12 protein-coding genes are annotated in these 17,051 nt (G+C 65.9%); 7 read left to right on the forward strand and 5 right to left on the reverse strand.

Going from position 1 to position 17,051, the window contains the following annotated elements; translation table 11 throughout:
- Positions 1-125: 125 nt before the first annotated feature.
- From EL249_RS05760 to EL249_RS05770, 3 genes are all read left to right on the forward strand, one after another.
- On the forward strand, positions 126-1,742 hold the full coding sequence (locus EL249_RS05760; protein WP_005673760.1) for a helicase HerA-like C-terminal domain-containing protein: 1,617 nt from the start codon (positions 126-128) through the stop codon (positions 1,740-1,742).
- Positions 1,742-2,722 (forward strand): DMT family transporter, encoded by a 981-nt coding sequence (locus tag EL249_RS05765; RefSeq protein ID WP_005673759.1) that lies wholly within the window; start codon positions 1,742-1,744, stop codon positions 2,720-2,722. Before EL249_RS05760 ends, EL249_RS05765 begins: the two co-directional genes overlap by 1 nt.
- Positions 2,723-2,852: 130 nt before the next feature.
- On the forward strand, positions 2,853-3,764 hold the full coding sequence (locus EL249_RS05770; protein WP_005673758.1) for a tRNA threonylcarbamoyladenosine dehydratase: 912 nt from the start codon (positions 2,853-2,855) through the stop codon (positions 3,762-3,764).
- Between the two features lie 177 nt (positions 3,765-3,941).
- Here EL249_RS05770 and EL249_RS13355 read toward each other — a convergent pair whose 3' ends face one another.
- On the reverse strand, positions 3,942-5,126 hold the full coding sequence (locus EL249_RS13355) for a hypothetical protein (protein ID WP_005673757.1): 1,185 nt from the start codon (positions 5,124-5,126) through the stop codon (positions 3,942-3,944).
- A gap of 523 nt (positions 5,127-5,649) precedes the next feature.
- Between EL249_RS13355 and EL249_RS05780 the strand changes: the two genes are divergently transcribed.
- Genes EL249_RS05780 through EL249_RS05795 form a run of 4 tightly spaced genes read left to right on the forward strand, consistent with a single transcriptional unit; the run spans position 5,650 to position 9,689 of the window.
- Positions 5,650-6,636: a Bug family tripartite tricarboxylate transporter substrate binding protein gene (locus tag EL249_RS05780; protein ID WP_040531421.1), complete on the forward strand. Its 987-nt coding sequence runs from the start codon at positions 5,650-5,652 to the stop codon at positions 6,634-6,636.
- A 13-nt stretch (positions 6,637-6,649) separates the two neighbouring features.
- Entirely contained in the window at positions 6,650-7,087 is a 438-nt protein-coding gene (locus EL249_RS05785; RefSeq protein WP_005673755.1) for a tripartite tricarboxylate transporter TctB family protein, read from the forward strand.
- Positions 7,078-8,592 (forward strand): tripartite tricarboxylate transporter permease, encoded by a 1,515-nt coding sequence (locus tag EL249_RS05790; RefSeq protein WP_005673753.1) that lies wholly within the window; start codon positions 7,078-7,080, stop codon positions 8,590-8,592. The genes EL249_RS05785 and EL249_RS05790 overlap by 10 nt, the downstream gene beginning before the upstream one ends.
- The gene (locus tag EL249_RS05795) at positions 8,589-9,689 is read left to right on the forward strand and encodes an AbrB family transcriptional regulator (RefSeq protein WP_005673752.1); all 1,101 of its coding nucleotides are present in this window, start codon (positions 8,589-8,591) and stop codon (positions 9,687-9,689) included. Before EL249_RS05790 ends, EL249_RS05795 begins: the two co-directional genes overlap by 4 nt.
- Before the next feature lie 125 nt (positions 9,690-9,814).
- On the opposite strand, the gene EL249_RS05800 is transcribed toward EL249_RS05795, so the two are convergent.
- The 4 genes from EL249_RS05800 to EL249_RS05815 form a co-directional block, all read right to left on the reverse strand.
- The gene (locus tag EL249_RS05800; RefSeq protein WP_005673751.1) at positions 9,815-10,147 is read right to left on the reverse strand and encodes a hypothetical protein; all 333 of its coding nucleotides are present in this window, start codon (positions 10,145-10,147) and stop codon (positions 9,815-9,817) included.
- Positions 10,144-11,160 (reverse strand): class 1 fructose-bisphosphatase, encoded by a 1,017-nt coding sequence (locus EL249_RS05805; RefSeq protein ID WP_005673750.1) that lies wholly within the window; start codon positions 11,158-11,160, stop codon positions 10,144-10,146. The genes EL249_RS05800 and EL249_RS05805 overlap by 4 nt, the downstream gene beginning before the upstream one ends.
- Positions 11,161-11,281: 121 nt before the next feature.
- Positions 11,282-14,035, reverse strand: coding sequence for an aminopeptidase N (pepN, locus tag EL249_RS05810; RefSeq protein WP_005673749.1), 2,754 nt, complete (start codon positions 14,033-14,035; stop codon positions 11,282-11,284).
- 438 nt (positions 14,036-14,473) lie between these two features.
- Positions 14,474-16,969, reverse strand: coding sequence for a S8 family serine peptidase (locus EL249_RS05815; RefSeq protein ID WP_232002045.1), 2,496 nt, complete (start codon positions 16,967-16,969; stop codon positions 14,474-14,476).
- Positions 16,970-17,051 lie beyond the last annotated feature (82 nt).

The following is a 17,051-nucleotide window of genomic DNA, read 5'->3' on the forward strand; positions in this document are numbered from 1 at the left end:
TCCCTTTCCAAGCGCGCGATTTTACCATTCAGCCGACCGTTCGCCCCGCGTCCTGCGCCGGTGATCGGCCCTTCCTGCGGCGTCTTCTGCGGCCGCTTCCGGCCCATCCCTTTCCGGAGCCTTCGATGTCCGACACCCTTTCCCCCCTGCTGATCGGCAAGAACGACACCTTCGAGGCCGTGCTGCTGCCGGCGCTGGGCAACCGTCACGGCCTCATCACCGGTGCCACTGGCACCGGCAAGACCGTCACCCTGCAGCGCCTGGCCGAACAGTTCTCGGCCATCGGCGTGCCGGTGTTCATGGCCGACGTGAAGGGGGATCTCACCGGCATCTCCCAGCCGGGCCAGATGAGCCCCAAGCTGCAGACCCGGCTGGAGCAGCACGGCCTGCCCACGCCGCAGTTCACGGGCTTTCCGGTCACGCTCTGGGATGTCTATGGCAAGCAGGGGCACCCGGTTCGCGCCACCATCTCCGACATGGGGCCGCTGCTGCTGTCGCGCATGCTGGGCCTCAACGACACGCAGGAAGGCGTGCTCAACCTCACCTTCAAGGTTGCGGATGACAACGGCCTGCTGCTGCTGGACAGCAAGGACCTGCGCGCCATGCTGCAGTACGTGGGCGAAAACGCCAGGCAGTTCACCAACCAGTACGGCAACGTCTCGTCGGCATCCATCGGCGCCATCCAGCGCAACCTGCTCACGCTGGAGCAGCAGGGCGCCGAGCGCTTCTTCGGCGAGCCCATGCTGAAGCTATCGGACATGATGCGCACCGCCCCGGATGGGCGCGGCGTCATCAACATCCTGATGGCCGACCAGCTGATGAACGCGCCCAAGCTCTATGGCACCTTCCTGTTGTGGCTGCTCTCGGAACTCTTCGAGCAGCTGCCCGAGGTGGGCGACCAGCCCAAGCCGAAGATGGTCTTCTTCTTCGACGAGGCGCACCTGCTGTTCGATGACGCGCCCAAGGCGCTGCTGGACAAGATCGAGCAGGTGGTGCGCCTGATCCGCTCCAAGGGCGTGGGCGTCTACTTCATCACCCAGAATCCGCTGGATGTGCCCGAGAGCGTGCTGGGCCAGCTGGGCAACCGCGTGCAGCACGCGCTGCGCGCCTTCACCCCGCGCGACCAGAAGGCCGTGCGCACCGCGGCCGAGACCATGCGCGCCAACCCCGCGCTTGATACCGCAAAAGCCATCTCCGAGCTGGGAGTGGGCGAAGCCCTGGTCTCGTTCCTGGATGCCAAGGGCACGCCCGGCATCGTCGAGCGCGTCTGGATCGCCACGCCGGCCTCCCGCATCGGTCCGGCCACGACCGAAGAGCGCCAGGCCCTGTTGGCTGCCTCGCCGGTGGCCGGCGTCTACGAGCAGGCTGTTGACCGTGAATCCGCCTATGAAGTGCTGCGCGACCGGGCTGCCGGTGCGGCAGCAGGCGGGGCAGGCGCCTCCAAAGGCGGTGCGAGCGGTGCCGGTGGCATGGATGGCTGGGGCAATCATGGCGGCAGCGGCCAGGCCGGGGCACAGACGCAGGGCAGCGCCGGATCGGGCGGCTTCCTGCAGGATGCACTGGATGGCCTGCTGGGAGGCGTCAGCGGCAGCACCACCAAGAGCAGCGGCAAGACGGCCAGCCGTCGTAGCGATTCCGTGCTGGAAACCGCTGCCAAGAGCATGATGCGCTCGGTGGGCTCGCAGGTCGGTCGCGCGCTGGTGCGCGGCATTCTGGGCTCGCTCACCGGCAAGAGCCGCTGATGCCTGTCTCTCGCTGGAAGCCCGAGCATCTCGGGCTCTTCTATGGCCTGCTGGGCTCCATGCTGTTTGCCTGCAAGGGCATCCTCATCAAGCTGGCCTACCGCCATGGTGTCAGTACCGAGACCTTTCTGGGGCTGCGCATGATGTGGGCTGCCCCCTTCTTTGCCTGGGTAGCCTGGCGCAGCGACGGTGCGGCGCTGCGCCGGCGCTGGCACAGGCAGGCCCCGGCAGGCGCGACAGGACTATCCGACGACGCGACGCCCCGCGCGGACAGCGTCTGGCGCTCCGGCGATGTCTGGCGCGTGGCGGGCCTGGGCTTTTCGGGCTATTACCTGGCCAGCTACCTGGACTTCCTGGGGCTGCAATACGTCTCGGCTGGCCTGGAGCGGGTGCTGCTCTATCTGGGCCCCACCTTCGTGCTGCTGCTGTCCGTGTTCTGGCTCAAGCGCCCGGTCAGCCGCACCCAGTGGACGGCGCTGGGCGTCAGCTATCTGGGCGTGATCCTCGTCTACCTGCACGATCTGGACGGCAGTCTGCAGGTCAATGTGCCGCTGGGTAGCGCGCTGGTGCTGGGCAGCTGTCTCAGCTATTCCTTCTACCTGGTGGGCGCCGGCGAGATGGTCCGCCGCCTGGGACCCATGCGGCTGACAGCCTGGGCCAGCCTGGTGGCCTGCGTGCTTTGCGTCACCCAGGCGCTGCTGGTTGGTGGGGGCGACCTGTTTCGCCAGCCGATCGAAGTGCAGGGCATTGCCCTGATGACGGCCATCTTCTGCACCGTCTTCCCGCTCTTTCTGACCACGGCCTCCGTCAATCATCTGGGGGCAGGCAAGGCGGCGCAGGTGGGCATGATCGGTCCGGTCTGGACCATCTTTCTGGGAGCCGTCGTTCTGGGGGAACCCACGGGCGGCCTGCAGATCGTGGGCACGGCTGTCGTCATCCTGGGTGTGCTGATCCTGAGCCGTGCTGCCACCCGGAGGTGATGCCGCAATTTTGCAGCCTGAGCATACGGTAGGACACTGGCAGACTTGCGCAGCAGGACTGGGCAACGCTTGGGCCCGATGAGGCCGCGGCGTTCACCCTTCCATCCATCCAAACGGAAAGAATCCCACCATGACCGATCGTCGTTTTGCCTCCGTCGCCCGCGTCTACGGAGAAGCCGGCTGCCAGCGGCTCTGGCAGTCCCATGTCGTCGTTGTCGGCATTGGCGGTGTCGGCTCCTGGGCTGCCGAGGCGCTGGCGCGCAGCGGCGTGGGGCGCCTCACCCTCATCGACCTGGACCACGTGGCCGAGTCCAACATCAACCGCCAAGTTCATGCGCTCACCAGCACGCTGGGCGCGGCCAAGGTCGAGGTGATGGCGCAGCGCATCCGCGACATCTCGCCCGACGTCTCCGTGCATCCTGTCGATGAATTCATCGAGCCCGGCCAGGAAGAGAAGCTGATCCCTGCCGACGCGGATCTTGTCATCGACGCCATCGATGCCGTGGCGGCCAAGGCGTCGCTGATTGCCTGGTGCGTGGCGAACGGCAAGCCCGTCATTGCCTGCGGCGCAGCCGGTGGCCGCACCGATCCCCTGCAGCTGCGGGTGGAAGATCTTTCCCGGACCACAGGGGATGCGCTGCTGTCGGCCGTGCGTGCGCGGTTGCGCCGGCATCACGGCTTCCCGCGCGGGGATGGCGGCACCACGGTATCGCCTTTAGCCAGCCATGCTGAAACATTGAACGCGATGGCCCACAGCCAGGCGCAGGAAGGCGCAGGCGCGCCAGGCCACTTTTCGGCTCAGGACGCGCGGCCGGTTCCGGCTGCACAGACCCAGTCCTCGTCCCGCCGGCGCCGCAAGGGCGATCCTTCCCGCTTCGGTGTGCCGGCCATCCATTCGCCTGAACAGATTGCCGGCACCCGCCCGAAGGGCGAGGGCGGCGGCATGCCTTTGGCGTGCGCCGGTTATGGTTCGCTCGTTACGGTCACCGCCAGCATGGGCCTGGCTGCAGCCAGCCAGGCCATTGCACAGTTGCTGCGCTGAGAGGCCATCAGGAAACCTGGCCCGCAGCGCCACAGCGCCACAGCGGCCTGCGGGTCAGTCCTGTCGGGATCGGTCGCATCCTTCACCTGGACGCCAGGAGCGTGCACGAAGTCCAGAGGCGGAGGAGAAGCCGCACCAAGGCGCGGGCTTCCCCGATAGACAGAAAACATCAGCCCGTCACTGCGGGAAACGACCCCGCCAGTACACGAAGCCTTTCTCGCCATAGACCGAACGGTCGTCGATGAGGTACTGATCGACGACCTGCAGCTGCTGTCCACGCTGCCAATTGGCCGGCGCCTGCCAGACGACGCACTGCAGCCGCCTGGCGCGGGGCTGTTCGATGTTCCAGCACAGCTTGGCCTGCTGGTCGGAGTCTCCCTTCAACAGCAGCAGTTTGGCCAGGTTGCCCACCTGGCTGCCCCACTGCTTCAGCAGACCGTAGGAGGCCACACCGTCCAGCCGGAAGCTGAAGGGCGCACCGACGCCGCCAATCGACGGTTTGCCGGCACCGACGCTGACGGCATCAGCCAGTGAGGCAGAGTCTGCCGTGACCGTCAGGGACGCCGAAATGCTCTGGTTATTGAACTCTCGCAGAATCTTCTCGCCCAGATACTGATGCCGTGGGTGCGGCCCGCTGCCCACGCTCAGTGAATACTCGCCCGGTGCGGCGGCATGGTACTGGTAGTACTGGGTATCGCATATGATGTTGCCCAGCGCGGCAAACGGGCTCAGCAGGCCGGGGCTGTTCGGGGTCGTCTTCTGATAGTTGTTGGGGTTAAGATCCGTATCCGCACGAGGCTCCGGCAGCTCCAGCGGCTTCCCCGTCGTGACGCGCGTGCCGTTGTATGACGTGGCCTGATGAAGGGTCAGGCAGCCTTTCTGATCCAGCATGGTCAGCAGCGCATCGCCCCGTACCCCGGCGGCCGAGATGGGGGCTGCCTGCGGCGCGGCCTGGGTGACGGTGCTGGCTTCTGCCGTATCGGCTACCGCCGTGCGGTTCGCAGCCGTGGCCGAGCTGATCGTGCCGGAGGCATCGGTGGCGGGGGCGGCGGCAGATTCCGCGTTGGCCGAGCTTGCCGGAGCAGCAGCGGCAGCTTGCGCGGCGCCGGTGGTCTGTGTAGCGTCGGCCGCCTGTGCGGCGTCACCTGCCTGTGCTGCCGTATTCGCCTGTGCCGTATCTCCAGCCTGGGCTTCATCTGCCTTGGTGGCGTGCTTTGCCGTGGCAGCCGGTGTGGTGTCCGAGAGGGCCTTGGTGTCAGCATTACTGCCGTCATGGCCGTTGCCACTGCCGCAGGCGGCCAGCAGGATGGCCAGCGCAGCAGCCGTCAGGGGCAGGCGGTACGTGTTGCCAGGAATCGTCATCGTTCACCTCCTTGGTGGGGCTGCACCGTGCAGCCTGGTTGGAAAGCTGCTCATGAAAAAACAGCTTAGTTCCAACTTCGTGCCGCTGTGAACCGCAAAGCCTGTCCCGTTCGGGAAAAGAAGGGGCAGGGGGCTCCCATAATTCGGGGGACGTCCCCATTCGCAGGGCAGGGGCTGCACAGGAGACGGACGCGATGCCGGCATGACGCTCGTTCATCAGGATGACCGGGTGAACAGGATCTTCTCGTCGGGAGCCAGTCATGTGTTGTCGTCGCATATCAGGGTAATCGCCAATAAGCGGGAGGCGGGTGAAGTGGCCATCTCGCTCTACACTGCGCACTCCGCTCCACGAGAACCCGTTCAGAGGCGTCCTCAGGGGCGCCACGCACCGACTGGTGCTCATGAAAGGAGATACACCCCGATGTTTCAATCAACCTTCATCCCTGTCGGTGATTCATTGTCAGCGCGTACCGCATCCGCGGGCCTTGGACGGGCAACGTCATGCGCCCCCCTTCGTACAGGGCTGCGTGCGGGTGTTCTCGCGTTGGCGGTCTCGCTGGGAGGACTCACGGTATCGTCCACGGTGAGCGCCGCCGAGCCTCGCCGCCCCGAGTGTGTGGCACCTGCCAAGCCCGGTGGTGGTTTCGATCTCACCTGCCGGCTGACGCAGACCTCCCTGAAGGAAGGAGGGGTACTCAAGCGTCCCATGCGCATTGTCTACATGCCTGGTGGCGTGGGGGCAGTGGCCTACAACAATATCGTCGCTCAGCGTCCCGATGAGGGGGGAGCTATCGTGGCGTTCTCTGGTGGTTCGCTTCTGAATCTGGCACAAGGCAAGTTCGGTCGCTACTCTGTTGATGATGTGCGTTGGCTGGCGGCTATCGGCGCCGACTATGGCGTCGTCGTTGTTCGTGATGATTCAACTTACCAGACGCTGGGCGCGCTCATGGATGCCCTGAAGAAGGATCCTGCGGCCGTGGTGTTCGGAACGGGAGGCTCCGTCGGCAGCCAGGACTGGATGAAGGCAGCGCTGACTGCTCGAGCAGCAGGTGTCGATCCTCGCAAGATGCGCTTCGTGGCCTTTGAAGGCGGTGGGGAAGGCATCACCGCCTTGCGTGGCAATCATGTCCAGGTCTTCATGGGTGATGCTGCCGAGGCCGCTGCACAGCTCGAAGGCGGGGCCCCCATCAAGGTTCTGGCGGTCTTTCATGGTGAACGCCTGCCAGGCCGGCTGAAGGATGTGCCAACTGCCAAGGAGCAGGGCTATGACATCGAATGGCCCATCATCCGTGGCTTCTACATGGGGCCCAAGGTGTCGGACGAGGATTATCAGTGGTGGCAGCAGGCCTTGGAGAAGACCATGCAAACCGAGGGTTTTGCCAAACTGCGCGCACAGCAGGGTCTGTACCCGTTCTCGATGACGGGCAAGGAACTGGATGCCTATGTCAAGGCACGGGTGAAGGAGTACGCGGATCTGGCGAAGTCGTTTGGCCTGGTGCAGGAGCCCTGAGCACGGAGACGCCATGAACAATCGCATCCTGGGCCTCGGCGCACTGTCGCTGGCGGCTTTCATGCTCTGGTTTGGCTACGGCCTTCAGGCGCCGGTGGCCTATGAACCCCTCGGTCCCGCCGCGTTCCCCATGGTCGTGGCCGCCATCATGGCCTTGTGCGGCGTCCGTCTGCTGCTCAAGGGCGGCGGCCATGCCGAGCCCTTGCCACCCGGGGCTCTGGGGCGAATCCTTGCCGTTGTGTTGGTGCTGGTTGCCTATGCCGTGGTGTTCGAGCCCCTGGGCTTCATTCCGGCCACGGCGTTGATGGTGTGCCTGGTCGGCCGATTGTTCGGCGGAAGCTGGGTGAAGACGCTGACAGCCGGCGTGGTGGGCAGCATTCTGCTGTTTCTGCTGTTTGATCGCGGCCTGGATGTCGTCCTGCCGCCGGGAATCCTGGAGGCATGGTTGTGAGTCAGGTGCTTTCTCAACTGGGGCAGGGCTTCGGCGTGGCCTTTGCACCCATGAACCTGGGCTTTGCCGCCCTGGGCGCTTTCTTCGGTACGGTGGTGGGCCTGCTGCCAGGACTGGGGCCCATCAACGGGGTGGCCATGCTCATCCCCATCGCCTATGCCATGAACCTGCCGCCAGAGACCGCGCTGATCCTGCTGGCGGCCGTCTACGTGGGGGCGGAGTATGGTGGACGTATTGCCTCCATCCTCATCAACGTGCCGGGTGATGCCGCAGCGGTGATGACCACGCTCGACGGCTATCCGCTGGCGCGCCAGGGTATGGCCAGTGTGGCGCTGTCCCTGTCGGCCTGGGCGTCGTTCGTGGGGTCCTTGGTGGCGTTCTTCGGTATCGTGGCGCTGGCGCCGGCACTGGCGAAATGGGCACTGGCTTTCGGGCCGGCTGAATATTTCGTGCTGATGGTCTTTGCTTTCTGCTGTCTGACAGGGCTGCTGGGGGAGGATCCCGTCAAGGGCATCCTGGCCACTACCATCGGACTGGCCATCTCGACCGTGGGCGTGGATGCCAATTCCGGCGTGTATCGGTTCACCTTCGATGTGCCGCATCTGGCCGATGGCATCGACTTTGTGGTGGTGGTCATCGGTCTGTTCGCCATCACGGAATTGCTGCAGATGCTGGAACGGGCCGTCGCAGGGGCTGCCATCTCGGTTCCGCCAGGTGATCGCAAGCTCTTCAATCTGCAGGAACTGCGCTTTACCTGGCCCACCGTGATGCGAAGCAGTCTGACAGGCTTTGGCCTGGGGGTTCTGCCCGGGGCCGGGGCCAGCGTCGCTTCTGCCATTGCCTATGCCAACGAGAAACGCATTGGCGAGCGTCGAGGGGCAGATGCAAAGTTCGGTCGGGGTGACATGCGTGGGCTGACGGCCCCTGAGTCCGCCAACAATGCCGCGGCCATCGGCTCCTTCATTCCCATGCTGACGCTGGGCGTTCCCGGGTCGGGTACGACAGCGGTGATGATGGGCGCGCTGACGCTCTACAACATCACGCCGGGCCCGGTGCTTTTCGATGCGCAGCCCCAGCTGGTCTGGGGGTTGATCGCTTCGCTGGCCGTGGCCAACGTCATCCTGTTCATCATGAACGTGCCCCTGGTGCGGGTCTTTGCCAGCATTCTGGCCGTGCCACCCTGGATTCTGATGCCGGGTATCGTCTGCGTCAGTTTCATTGGGGTCTATTCGATCAATGCCTCGACCTTCGATTTGCTGCTCATGCTGGGGATCGGTGCTGTGGGATACCTGCTGCGCAAGGCGGGGTTGCCAGTTGCGCCGCTCATCCTGGGCGTGGTGCTGGGGGGGATGATGGAGCAGAACCTGCGTCGTGCGCTGGCCATCTCCAACGGTGACGTTTCGATCCTGTTCTCCAGTCCAGTCACGATATCGTTCTGGGTGCTGGCCGTCGCCGTGTTCGTGCTTCCTGCACTGATCCGCCGATGGAAAGCAAAACGGGGATGAGCGCTGTGGCCGGCTCATCCGGCGCAGCAGCCTGGCAGCCCGTCGCCCGCGGCCTCTGCATCGCCCTGCTGGGTGCCGGCCTGGCGGTCTGGATGGGCACCCCATTGCCCTGGCTGCTGGGGCCACTGTTTCTCACGGCGGCCACCCGGGTGGCCGGCATGCCCACCCGGTGCCCGGCGCCATTCAACAAGTTCGGGCGCTGGGTCATCGGGCTGTCGCTGGGACTGTACTTCTCCGCCGAGGTGATGCAGAGCCTGGGGCAGCACTGGGGGCTCATTCTTGCCGGCATCCTGTATGCCCAGGTGCTGGCGGTCATCGGCTGCTGGTTCTATCACCGCGTTGGTGGCCTGGATGTGGGGACGGCCTGGTTCTCGTCGGCCATCGGCACGGCCAGCGAGATCGTCAACATGGCGCATCGCCATGGCACCCGGGCAGACCATGTGGCCACGGTGCACAGCGTGCGGGTGCTGCTGGTGGTGGCGCTGGTGCCCTTCGGCGTGCAGTGGCTGGGCGGTGATGTCTCCCATCTTCGGGGGGCTGTTCCGGATGTGAACTGGAGCAGCCTGCTGCCGCTGATGCTGGGCAGTCTGGTTTCCGTCTGGTTCTTTCTGCGCGTGCGTCTGCCCAATGCGTGGCTGCTGGGGGCGCTGCTGTTCGTGGCGGCCGTGAATCTGCTTCAGCTGCTGCCGCATACCGATCTGCCGCGCTGGGTCTCGTGGGCCGGTCAGCTCTGCATCGGGTGGTCGTTCGGTGACCGGTACCGCCCGGATTTCCTGCGGTGTGCTCCCCGGCTGCTGTCGGCTGCCTGTGTCTTCACGCTGGCCAGCATCGCCTTGACGGTCGGGCTGGGCGAGGTCCTGTCGCCGCTGGTTGGACTGCCCGCTCCGTCGCTCATTCTGGGGCTGATGCCTGGCGGCATTGCCGAAATGACGCTGACGGCCCGCGCGCTGGAGCTGGGCGTGGCCATGGTCACCGCCATGCAGGTCGCTCGCATGCTGTCCGTGGTGTTCAGCACGCCAGCCATTTATCGTCGTTTCATCCAGGACAGGGAAGGGGATCGGGCTTCAGGCGCACAAGAAAGCAACCCGCCGGTTTGAGGATGCACTTGTGTGCATGGCCTCGGCGGGTGTTTTAGCCGGGCATCCTGCCGAAGGCCGCGAGGACTTGTTCAGACTTTCCCAAGGCACCGCTTGGCTGGCAGAACTGCCATATCCTGGCAGCCTCAGCCCTGTTTCACCTCATGCCCGTTGCGCACCCAGCCGGCCGTGGCGAAGGCCACCAGCGCCCACAGGGCCCACAGCCACGGTGAGCCGCCGTTGTCGTGTGCCAGCATGCCGATGGGCAGTACCAGGCCCACGGCGGCCGCCCAGGGGACCCAGGCACCGCCCCGGCCCAGGCGCAGCAGGGCGGCCAGTGCCAGGACGGCCCCCAGGCCGATGACCCAGCGGGCATCGCCGCGCGCGGGGTCCAGCACAGCGATGGCGCCCCAGAGGAAGACAGCGATGCCCAGCAGGATCTGGGCGGCGAGACGGGCCAGCAGGACGGTGAAGTTCATGCCTGGTCGGCCTGCAGGTGGTAGGAGGTGACCCGTTCCACTTCCTCGCGGGCGCCGATGAACAGCGGAACGCGCTGATGCAGTCCGGTGGGCTGGATGTCCAGGATGCGCTGGCGACCGTCGGTGGCCGCGCCGCCGGCCTGCTCGATCAGCATGGCCATCGGGTTGGCTTCGTACAGCAGGCGCAGGTGGCCGGGCTTGCTGGGGTTGCGCTGGTCGGCCGGGTACATGAAGACACCGCCCCGGTTCAGGATGCGGTGAATCTCGGCCACCAGGGCGGCAATCCAGCGCGTGTTGTAGTCCTTGCCGCGCGGGCCGGTCCTGCCGGCCAGCAGCTCGTCGATGTAGCGCTTGACCGGCGGATACCAGTGCCGGCTGTTGGAGGCGTTGATGGCGTATTCCTTCGTGTCCGGCGTGATGCGGTAGTTCCGCTCGGTCAGGTACCAGGCGCCGATCTCGCGGTCCAGCGTGAAGGCGGCCACGCCGTCGCCCACGGTCAGCACCAGCATGGTCGAGGGACCGTAGATGGCGTAGCCGGCCGCAACCTGTTGCGCGCCGGGCTGCAGGAAGTCCTTCTCGGTGACATGCTCCACGCCTTCGGGCGCCCGCAGCACCGAGAAGATCGTGCCCACCATCGAGTTGATGTCGATGTTGGAGGAACCATCCAGCGGGTCGAACAGCAGCAGGAATTCACCCTTCGGATAGCGGTCCGGAATGGTGTAGGGCTTGTCCATTTCCTCGGAGGCGATGGCGGCCAGCTGCCCGCCCCACAGATTGGCTTCCAGCAGCGTGTCGTTGGCGATCACGTCCAGCTTCTTCTGGGTCTCACCCTGCACGTTCTGGGTCCCCACGTCACCCAGGTTGTTGTTCAGGGCGCCTTTGCCGACGGCCTGGCTGATGCGCTTGCAGGCGCGGGCCACCACTTCCAGCAGCAGGCGCAGCTCGCCGGGGATCAACCCCTTCTGGCGCTGCACCTCCACCAGGTACTGGGTGAGGCTGATGTGTTTCTTCATGATGGACGGACTCCGGAACGTGAAATCGGGTGGGGCTTTTCAGGGCGCCCCAGGGGCTCCTCTGAACAATGTCCTCAGGCAGCGCACCACGAAACGGGGTGCGCCGGCTGTGAGGACGGGTTCAGAGGGCACCCAACTCCTTGGCAATCACTTCACGCACGTCGGGCGACTGGGCCTCGTGGGCCACGTGTTCCAGCACGGCGTGCATCTGCCGCGCCAGCACCGGCACGAAGCGCTGGTGGCGGTCGAGTGTGCGTGCCATCCGGGCGGCCAGCTGCGGGTTGCTGCGGTCCAGTCGCAGCACCTCGTCACGCCACAGCGTGTAGCCCTCGCCATCGGGGCGGTGGAATTCGGCCAGGTTGTCGGCAAAGAAGGTGTAGAGCAGGGCGCGCACCTTGTTGGGGTTCTGGCTGTTCCAGCCCGGGTGCTGCATCAGCTGGCGCACCCGCGCCAGGGTGGGCTGGTGCGTGCCGTGCATGCGGGCCTGCACGGCAAACCACTTGTCCAGCACGTGGGTCTCGTTCCGGTAGATGTCCTCGAAGCGCGCCAGCGCCCAGTCGGCATCATCCGGCTCGCACTGCACCAGGGCCTGCAGCGCGCCCAGCCGGTCGGTCAGGTTGTTGGCGCCCTCGAACTGCGCGCGTGCCTGGCGTGCCGCACCCTCGGCGCCCACCAGGGTGAGCAGCTGCAGTGCCGTGTTGGCCAGGGCGCGCTGCCCCACCTCGGGGACGGCCAGCGAATAGTTGGCTCGCCAGTGCTGGCGGGCCACCACGTCCTGCAGGTAGGGCACCAGCGGCTGCACCAGGGTGCGCAGCGCCGCCAGACGTCGGGCACGCAGCAGGGACGGATCCAGCGGCTCCAGCTGTTCGGCCAGCCGCTTCTCTTCGGGCAGCATCAGGAACTGCTGGCGCAGCCCGTCATCCAGCCGCGCATCCGGCAGGGTGGCAGCCAGTGCGCCGCTCAGCGCCTTCAGTGTCGCCTGGGCATCGCCCTGGCGGATGGCCTGCAGCAGGGCACGTTCGGCCAGCTGCTGGCCGGCTTCCCAGCGGTTGAAGAGGTTGTCGTCGTGGCGCAGCAGGAAGGCCAGGTCCTCGTCGCTGTAGGGATGATCCACCACCACCGGCGCCGAGAAATCCCGCAGCAGCGACAGCATCGGTCCCCGGGCGTCGGCACTTTCCACGCCCTCGAAGACGAAGTCCTGCTGCGAGGCTGTCAGCTCCAGCAGGCGGTGCTGCTGCACCTGGCCGCTGTCGCGGGCCAGCAGTGCCACGTCCACCGGGATGTGCAGCGCCCGCTCGCCAGCCGGCATCGCATGCCCCTCGGCGTCCGGCAGAAGCTGTGTCAGCGACAGCACCAGCCGTTTGTTCGCGGCATCGTACTGGCTTCGCACCTGCAGCCGGGGCGTGCCGGCGGTGGCATACCAGCGCAGGAACTGTTCCAGGTCACGTCCGTTGGCATCGGCCATGGCGGCCACGAAGGCCTCGCAGGTCACGGCCTGGCCGTCATGGCGCTCGAAATACAGGTCCATGCCACGCCGGAAGCCGTCCACGCCCAGCAGCGTCTGCAGCATGCGGATGACTTCCGCACCTTTCTCGTAGACGGTGGCGGTGTAGAAGTTGTCGATGGCCTGATAGCTGTCCGGGCGGATGGGGTGGCGCATCGGGCCGGCATCTTCGGCGAACTGCACCTGACGCAGCACCCGCACGTTGCCCATGCGCTGAACGGCCCGCACGCTGCCGGCGGCCTGGGCATCCACGCCGGCGGCCATCTGGTCGGCGGTGAATTCCTGGTCGCGGAACACCGTCAGCCCTTCCTTCAGCGTCAGCTGGAACCAGTCGCGGCAGGTGACGCGGTTGCCGGTCCAGTTGTGGAAGTACTCATGCCCGATGATCGATTCGATCCACTCGAAGTCGGTGTCGGTGGCCACGAAGGGGTCGGCGAACACGTACTTGGCGTTGAAGATGTTCAGACCCTTGTTCTCCATCGCCCCCATGTTGAAGTCGGGCGCGGCCACGATCATGAAGCGATCCAGGTCCAGCTCCAGCCCGAAGCGGCGTTCGTCCCAGGCAATGGCCTTTTCCAGGCTGCGCAGCGCGAAGTCGGTACGGTGGATCTGCTCGGGCTCGGTCCAGACCTGCAGCAGCACCTCGCGTCCCGAGGCCAGCCGGTGGCGGGTCTCGTTCACGGCCAGATTGCCAGCCACCAGCGCGAAGAGGTAGCAGGGTTTCGGGAACGGGTCTTCCCAGACGGCCTCATGCCAGTCGCCGTCGGTAGCCGGCAGCGGCAGCACCGACAGGGCGGCCCGCGCTTCGGCAGCTGCCGGCGCATCGGCCGCCAGCAGATTGCCGTTGGACAGCAGCACCGGGTACTGAGCGCGGCGCGCCTGCAGGATCACCCGGTAGGTGGTCATCACGTCCGGCCGGTCCTGGAACCAGGTGATGCGCCGGAAGCCCTGCGCCTCGCACTGGGTGAGCAGGGTGCTGCCGGTGGCATACAGGCCGGAAAGCTCCAGATTGGCCGACGGATGGATGCGCACCTGGGTATGCAGCGTGAAGTGCTCGGGCAGGTTGCTCAGCACCAGCTGGCCCTTGTCCTGCACCCAGGCTTCCTGCGGCAGCACCTGGTCGTCAATGGCCACGCCCAGGGTTTCCAGCGCCTCGCCGTCCAGTCGCAGCGGGGCATCGGCCGCTGCGCCCGGGCGGCGACGATAGCGGCATGCCGCCGTCACCACCGTGTCCTGGGCGTCCAGGGCGAAATGCAGCACCAGTCCATCCGCCAGCCAGTCGGGCTCCCGGTAGTCTTCCCTTCGTACCACGGTGGGCTGGGGCAGGACAGAGGCCGGTTGAGCGGACTGGGAAGCGGCAGGGAAAGTCATGGTGTGCGACAGGAAGATGTCTGGAGCAGGGCAGCCGACGGACGGCGGCAGATGTTGGTTTTTTGCACTGTCTCGAAAGCGCAACCTTGCGAAGCGCCCCCGAAATGTGAGATCATTTCTAGATTGAATCAATAACTATATGATTAATCGAAGGATTTGATTGCTCACGTCGCAGTCGGTTCTTCAGCGGTTTCTCGGCTCGGATCCGTCTCCTCCGAACACCGGACGGCGGGCAGATTCATACGGACGTTCAGTGTCATACGGATCCAGCCGACCCTTTTTTGCAGGGCCCGCGCCTGCAGTCTCCCATCGGATCCCAGCAGCGGCGTTCCCGGCCACTCGCTATTATGCCGTTTTGTACTGCCCTGTTCGGGCGTGCCGACGGTTTTTTTTACGGTGTCCAGCTGGACATGACCGTCGGCATGGTGCTTTTGCAGCCTATCGCCCGTAGAAGGTGATGCTCCAGTTCTTCAGTTGTCCGGTGCCACCTTGCACGCGGTCGGCTACCGACAGGGTCCAGTTGCGGTTGGCACCGGCGGCTACCGGCTCTTCCAGGTGTCGGCGCACGCCGAAGGTGAAGTCCTGCAGCCCCTGACAGGCCAGGATCTTCAGCTCGCCGTCCTCATCCTTCTCGGTGCAGGGGTGAGGCGGCAGCAGGGTGCTGACCTTGCCCAGCGGGCTGGCCAGTGCGATCTGCAGGTCGCCTGCATTGGGATGCTCACCCCGGCCGTTGTCGCCGGTCACCGTCAGGTTCACGTCGATGTGCTCGATGTGCTGCAGGTTACAGTTGGCCGGCACAGAGATCGTCGAGGACAGCCCGCCGGTGGGAGCCTTGTTGTAGTCCAGGTTGTTGGCCAGTTCTGTCAGCGCCTCGAAGTACTGCTCTTCGGCCGAACCATCATCCATCGAGGCTGGTGTGCTGTCGGCCTGCTGCTGTGTAACCGTCGACGCTTCGGGAATGGGCTTGCTCACGTTCATGAGGAAGGGGCCGCATTTGCGCTGTTCGGCGCTGCCGCCCACGCTCTGCCAGCTGCGGGCCAGTCGGGTGGCGGCCTCGGCATCCACTACGCCGAAGCCGTAGTGGTGGCTGTAGCGCAGCACATCGTGGCCGGTGACGCCTGCCAGCGGGCTGCGCAGTTCGCTCCATCCCCCTTTGGAGGCATCCACTTGCCGCGCGGTACGGGCCAGGATCAGCGGCACGTCACGCCAGGTGAGCCTGGGGTTGGCCTGCAACATCAGCGCCGCCACGCCAGAAACCATCGGAGCAGCGGCCGAGGTTCCGCCGAAGTCTTCCGTGTACTTGTCCTTCACGGCGGTGGTGGTGATTTCGGGGGCCGTGGCCGGTGTCGTGCTGCGCCCGGACGGTGCACAGACCGTCAGGTTTGCGCCGCGTTCACTGTAGGGCGAGCGTTCGCCGGCGGCGTCGACGGCACAGACGGTGATGACGCCTCGCGAACTGGTGGCGGAATCGGCCGAGGAATAGTCCCCCTCCCAGGCCCCGTTGCCACCCGAGAAGACATACAGGACACCCAGTCCGTTGCGACCCTTGTTCAGTCCCTTGGCCAGGGCGTCGTTGAATGCCGTCCAGCCGCTGGCGGGTTTGTTGAGCTGGCCGTCGTCGTTCGGACCCCAGCTGTTGTTGGAGATGTGGTTCTTGTCGATGTCGCGCGACAGGGCGTCGAGGATGTTGCGCTCATCCCCGAAGGCTAGCAGGTTGTAGCCCACCAGGCTGGCACGCGGTGCAATGCCCGTGCCGCCGATGCCGTTGTAGTCCCGTGCCGCGATGATGCCCGCCACCGAGGTCCCGTGTGAATCGTCTTCCGTGCAGGGAACCGGCCAGTCCTTGTGGCCGGCGATCCGGTTGCTGTATCGGTTCTCGCCCAGCGACTGGCGGCGGTAGTTGTGGCTGCCGTCGACGATGTTCGGCCGCAGATCCGGGTGCGTCATGTCCAGGCCGTCATCGACCACGGCCACGCGGATGCCATCGCCATTGAGACCGCTATTCCAGGCGTTCTCCACATTCAGGTCCTGGCCGGCCTTGATGCGCGTGTAACGCTTGCCTTCGATGCTGCCCAGGTTCTTCAGGTGCCACTGCTGGGGCTTGAGCGGATCGGCCCCGGTCCTGATCTCGGGCTGCCCCTGCGGTCGATAGTATTTCAGCGAGCATCCCGTCCAGCTGACCATTTCAGGCGGCGCGGGGCGTGCGTTCTGGTTGCCGCCGCCGTTGTTGCCACTGTTGACCGGCTTCACGGGAGCCGGCGTGGCAACGGGTGGAGTACCCGTCGTCGGGGCAGGGGTGGGCGATGCAACGGGTGCCGTGACCGGCGCCGGCGGCGTGACGCCACCCGTAGCAGGTTTGCCGGGCGGCGTGGTGCCACCGGTGGTGGGGCTGGCGGGTGGCACGGGTGAGGGCGTTGCCACCGGATTCGGTTTGGGCGCGGGGGCCGGGTTCGTCACGGGAGGCAGGGGGGCGACCGGTGTCGGCGTAACGACAGGAGCCGGCGTAACGACAGGAGCCGGCGTGGCGACGGGAGTCGGCTTGACCGCGGGGGGCGGTGTGACGACAGGAGCCGGCGCGGTGACGGGAGCCGGATTGACAGCAGGCGCCGGTCTGGTGACAGGCTCGGGTGCTACGACGGGAGTGGGCGTGGCAACGGCTACTGGTGCGGCGATGGGGGCCGGCGTGACAACAGGGGCCGGTGCCGGCGTGGCGACGGGCTGGACGGCCGGGGGCGATGCCTGGGCAAGCGTCGTGGCCACGGGTGCCTGTCCGGTTTCTCCCTGCAGGCCGTGGCCGGATGTGGCCGGATCCTGCTGTGCCAGGTGGCTCGCCGATGGTGTGTCGTGTTCGGTGCTTCCGCCGCCGCCGCATGCGCTCAGCAGCAGGGAAGAGAATCCAAGGGCCAGGGCCTGGGCAATGTGCGTTCTGCGCATGGTCGAGAGGTCCGGAAAGAGTGGCGAAGAAGAATCGTCGATGGATGTCGTACGTTCAGAGGCGTGATTCGGGACAGGGAGA

Source organism: Lautropia mirabilis (assembly GCF_900637555.1).
Classification (GTDB): Bacteria; Pseudomonadota; Gammaproteobacteria; order Burkholderiales; family Burkholderiaceae_E; genus Lautropia; species Lautropia mirabilis.

Excerpts from the sequence above, each read along its gene's own strand:
- EL249_RS05760 (WP_005673760.1), top strand. The coding sequence starts at position 126 with ATGTCCGACACCCTTTCCCCCCTGCTGATCGGCAAGAACGACACCTTC.
- EL249_RS05765 (WP_005673759.1), top strand. The coding sequence starts at position 1,742 with ATGCCTGTCTCTCGCTGGAAGCCCGAGCATCTCGGGCTCTTCTATGGC.
- EL249_RS05770 (WP_005673758.1), top strand. The coding sequence starts at position 2,853 with ATGACCGATCGTCGTTTTGCCTCCGTCGCCCGCGTCTACGGAGAAGCC.
- EL249_RS13355 (WP_005673757.1), bottom strand. The coding sequence starts at position 5,126 with ATGACGATTCCTGGCAACACGTACCGCCTGCCCCTGACGGCTGCTGCG.
- EL249_RS05785 (WP_005673755.1), top strand. The coding sequence starts at position 6,650 with ATGAACAATCGCATCCTGGGCCTCGGCGCACTGTCGCTGGCGGCTTTC.
- EL249_RS05790 (WP_005673753.1), top strand. The coding sequence starts at position 7,078 with ATGGTTGTGAGTCAGGTGCTTTCTCAACTGGGGCAGGGCTTCGGCGTG.
- EL249_RS05795 (WP_005673752.1), top strand. The coding sequence starts at position 8,589 with ATGAGCGCTGTGGCCGGCTCATCCGGCGCAGCAGCCTGGCAGCCCGTC.
- EL249_RS05800 (WP_005673751.1), bottom strand. The coding sequence starts at position 10,147 with ATGAACTTCACCGTCCTGCTGGCCCGTCTCGCCGCCCAGATCCTGCTG.
- EL249_RS05805 (WP_005673750.1), bottom strand. The coding sequence starts at position 11,160 with ATGAAGAAACACATCAGCCTCACCCAGTACCTGGTGGAGGTGCAGCGC.
- pepN (WP_005673749.1), bottom strand. The coding sequence starts at position 14,035 with ATGACTTTCCCTGCCGCTTCCCAGTCCGCTCAACCGGCCTCTGTCCTG.
- EL249_RS05815 (WP_232002045.1), bottom strand. The coding sequence starts at position 16,969 with ATGCGCAGAACGCACATTGCCCAGGCCCTGGCCCTTGGATTCTCTTCC.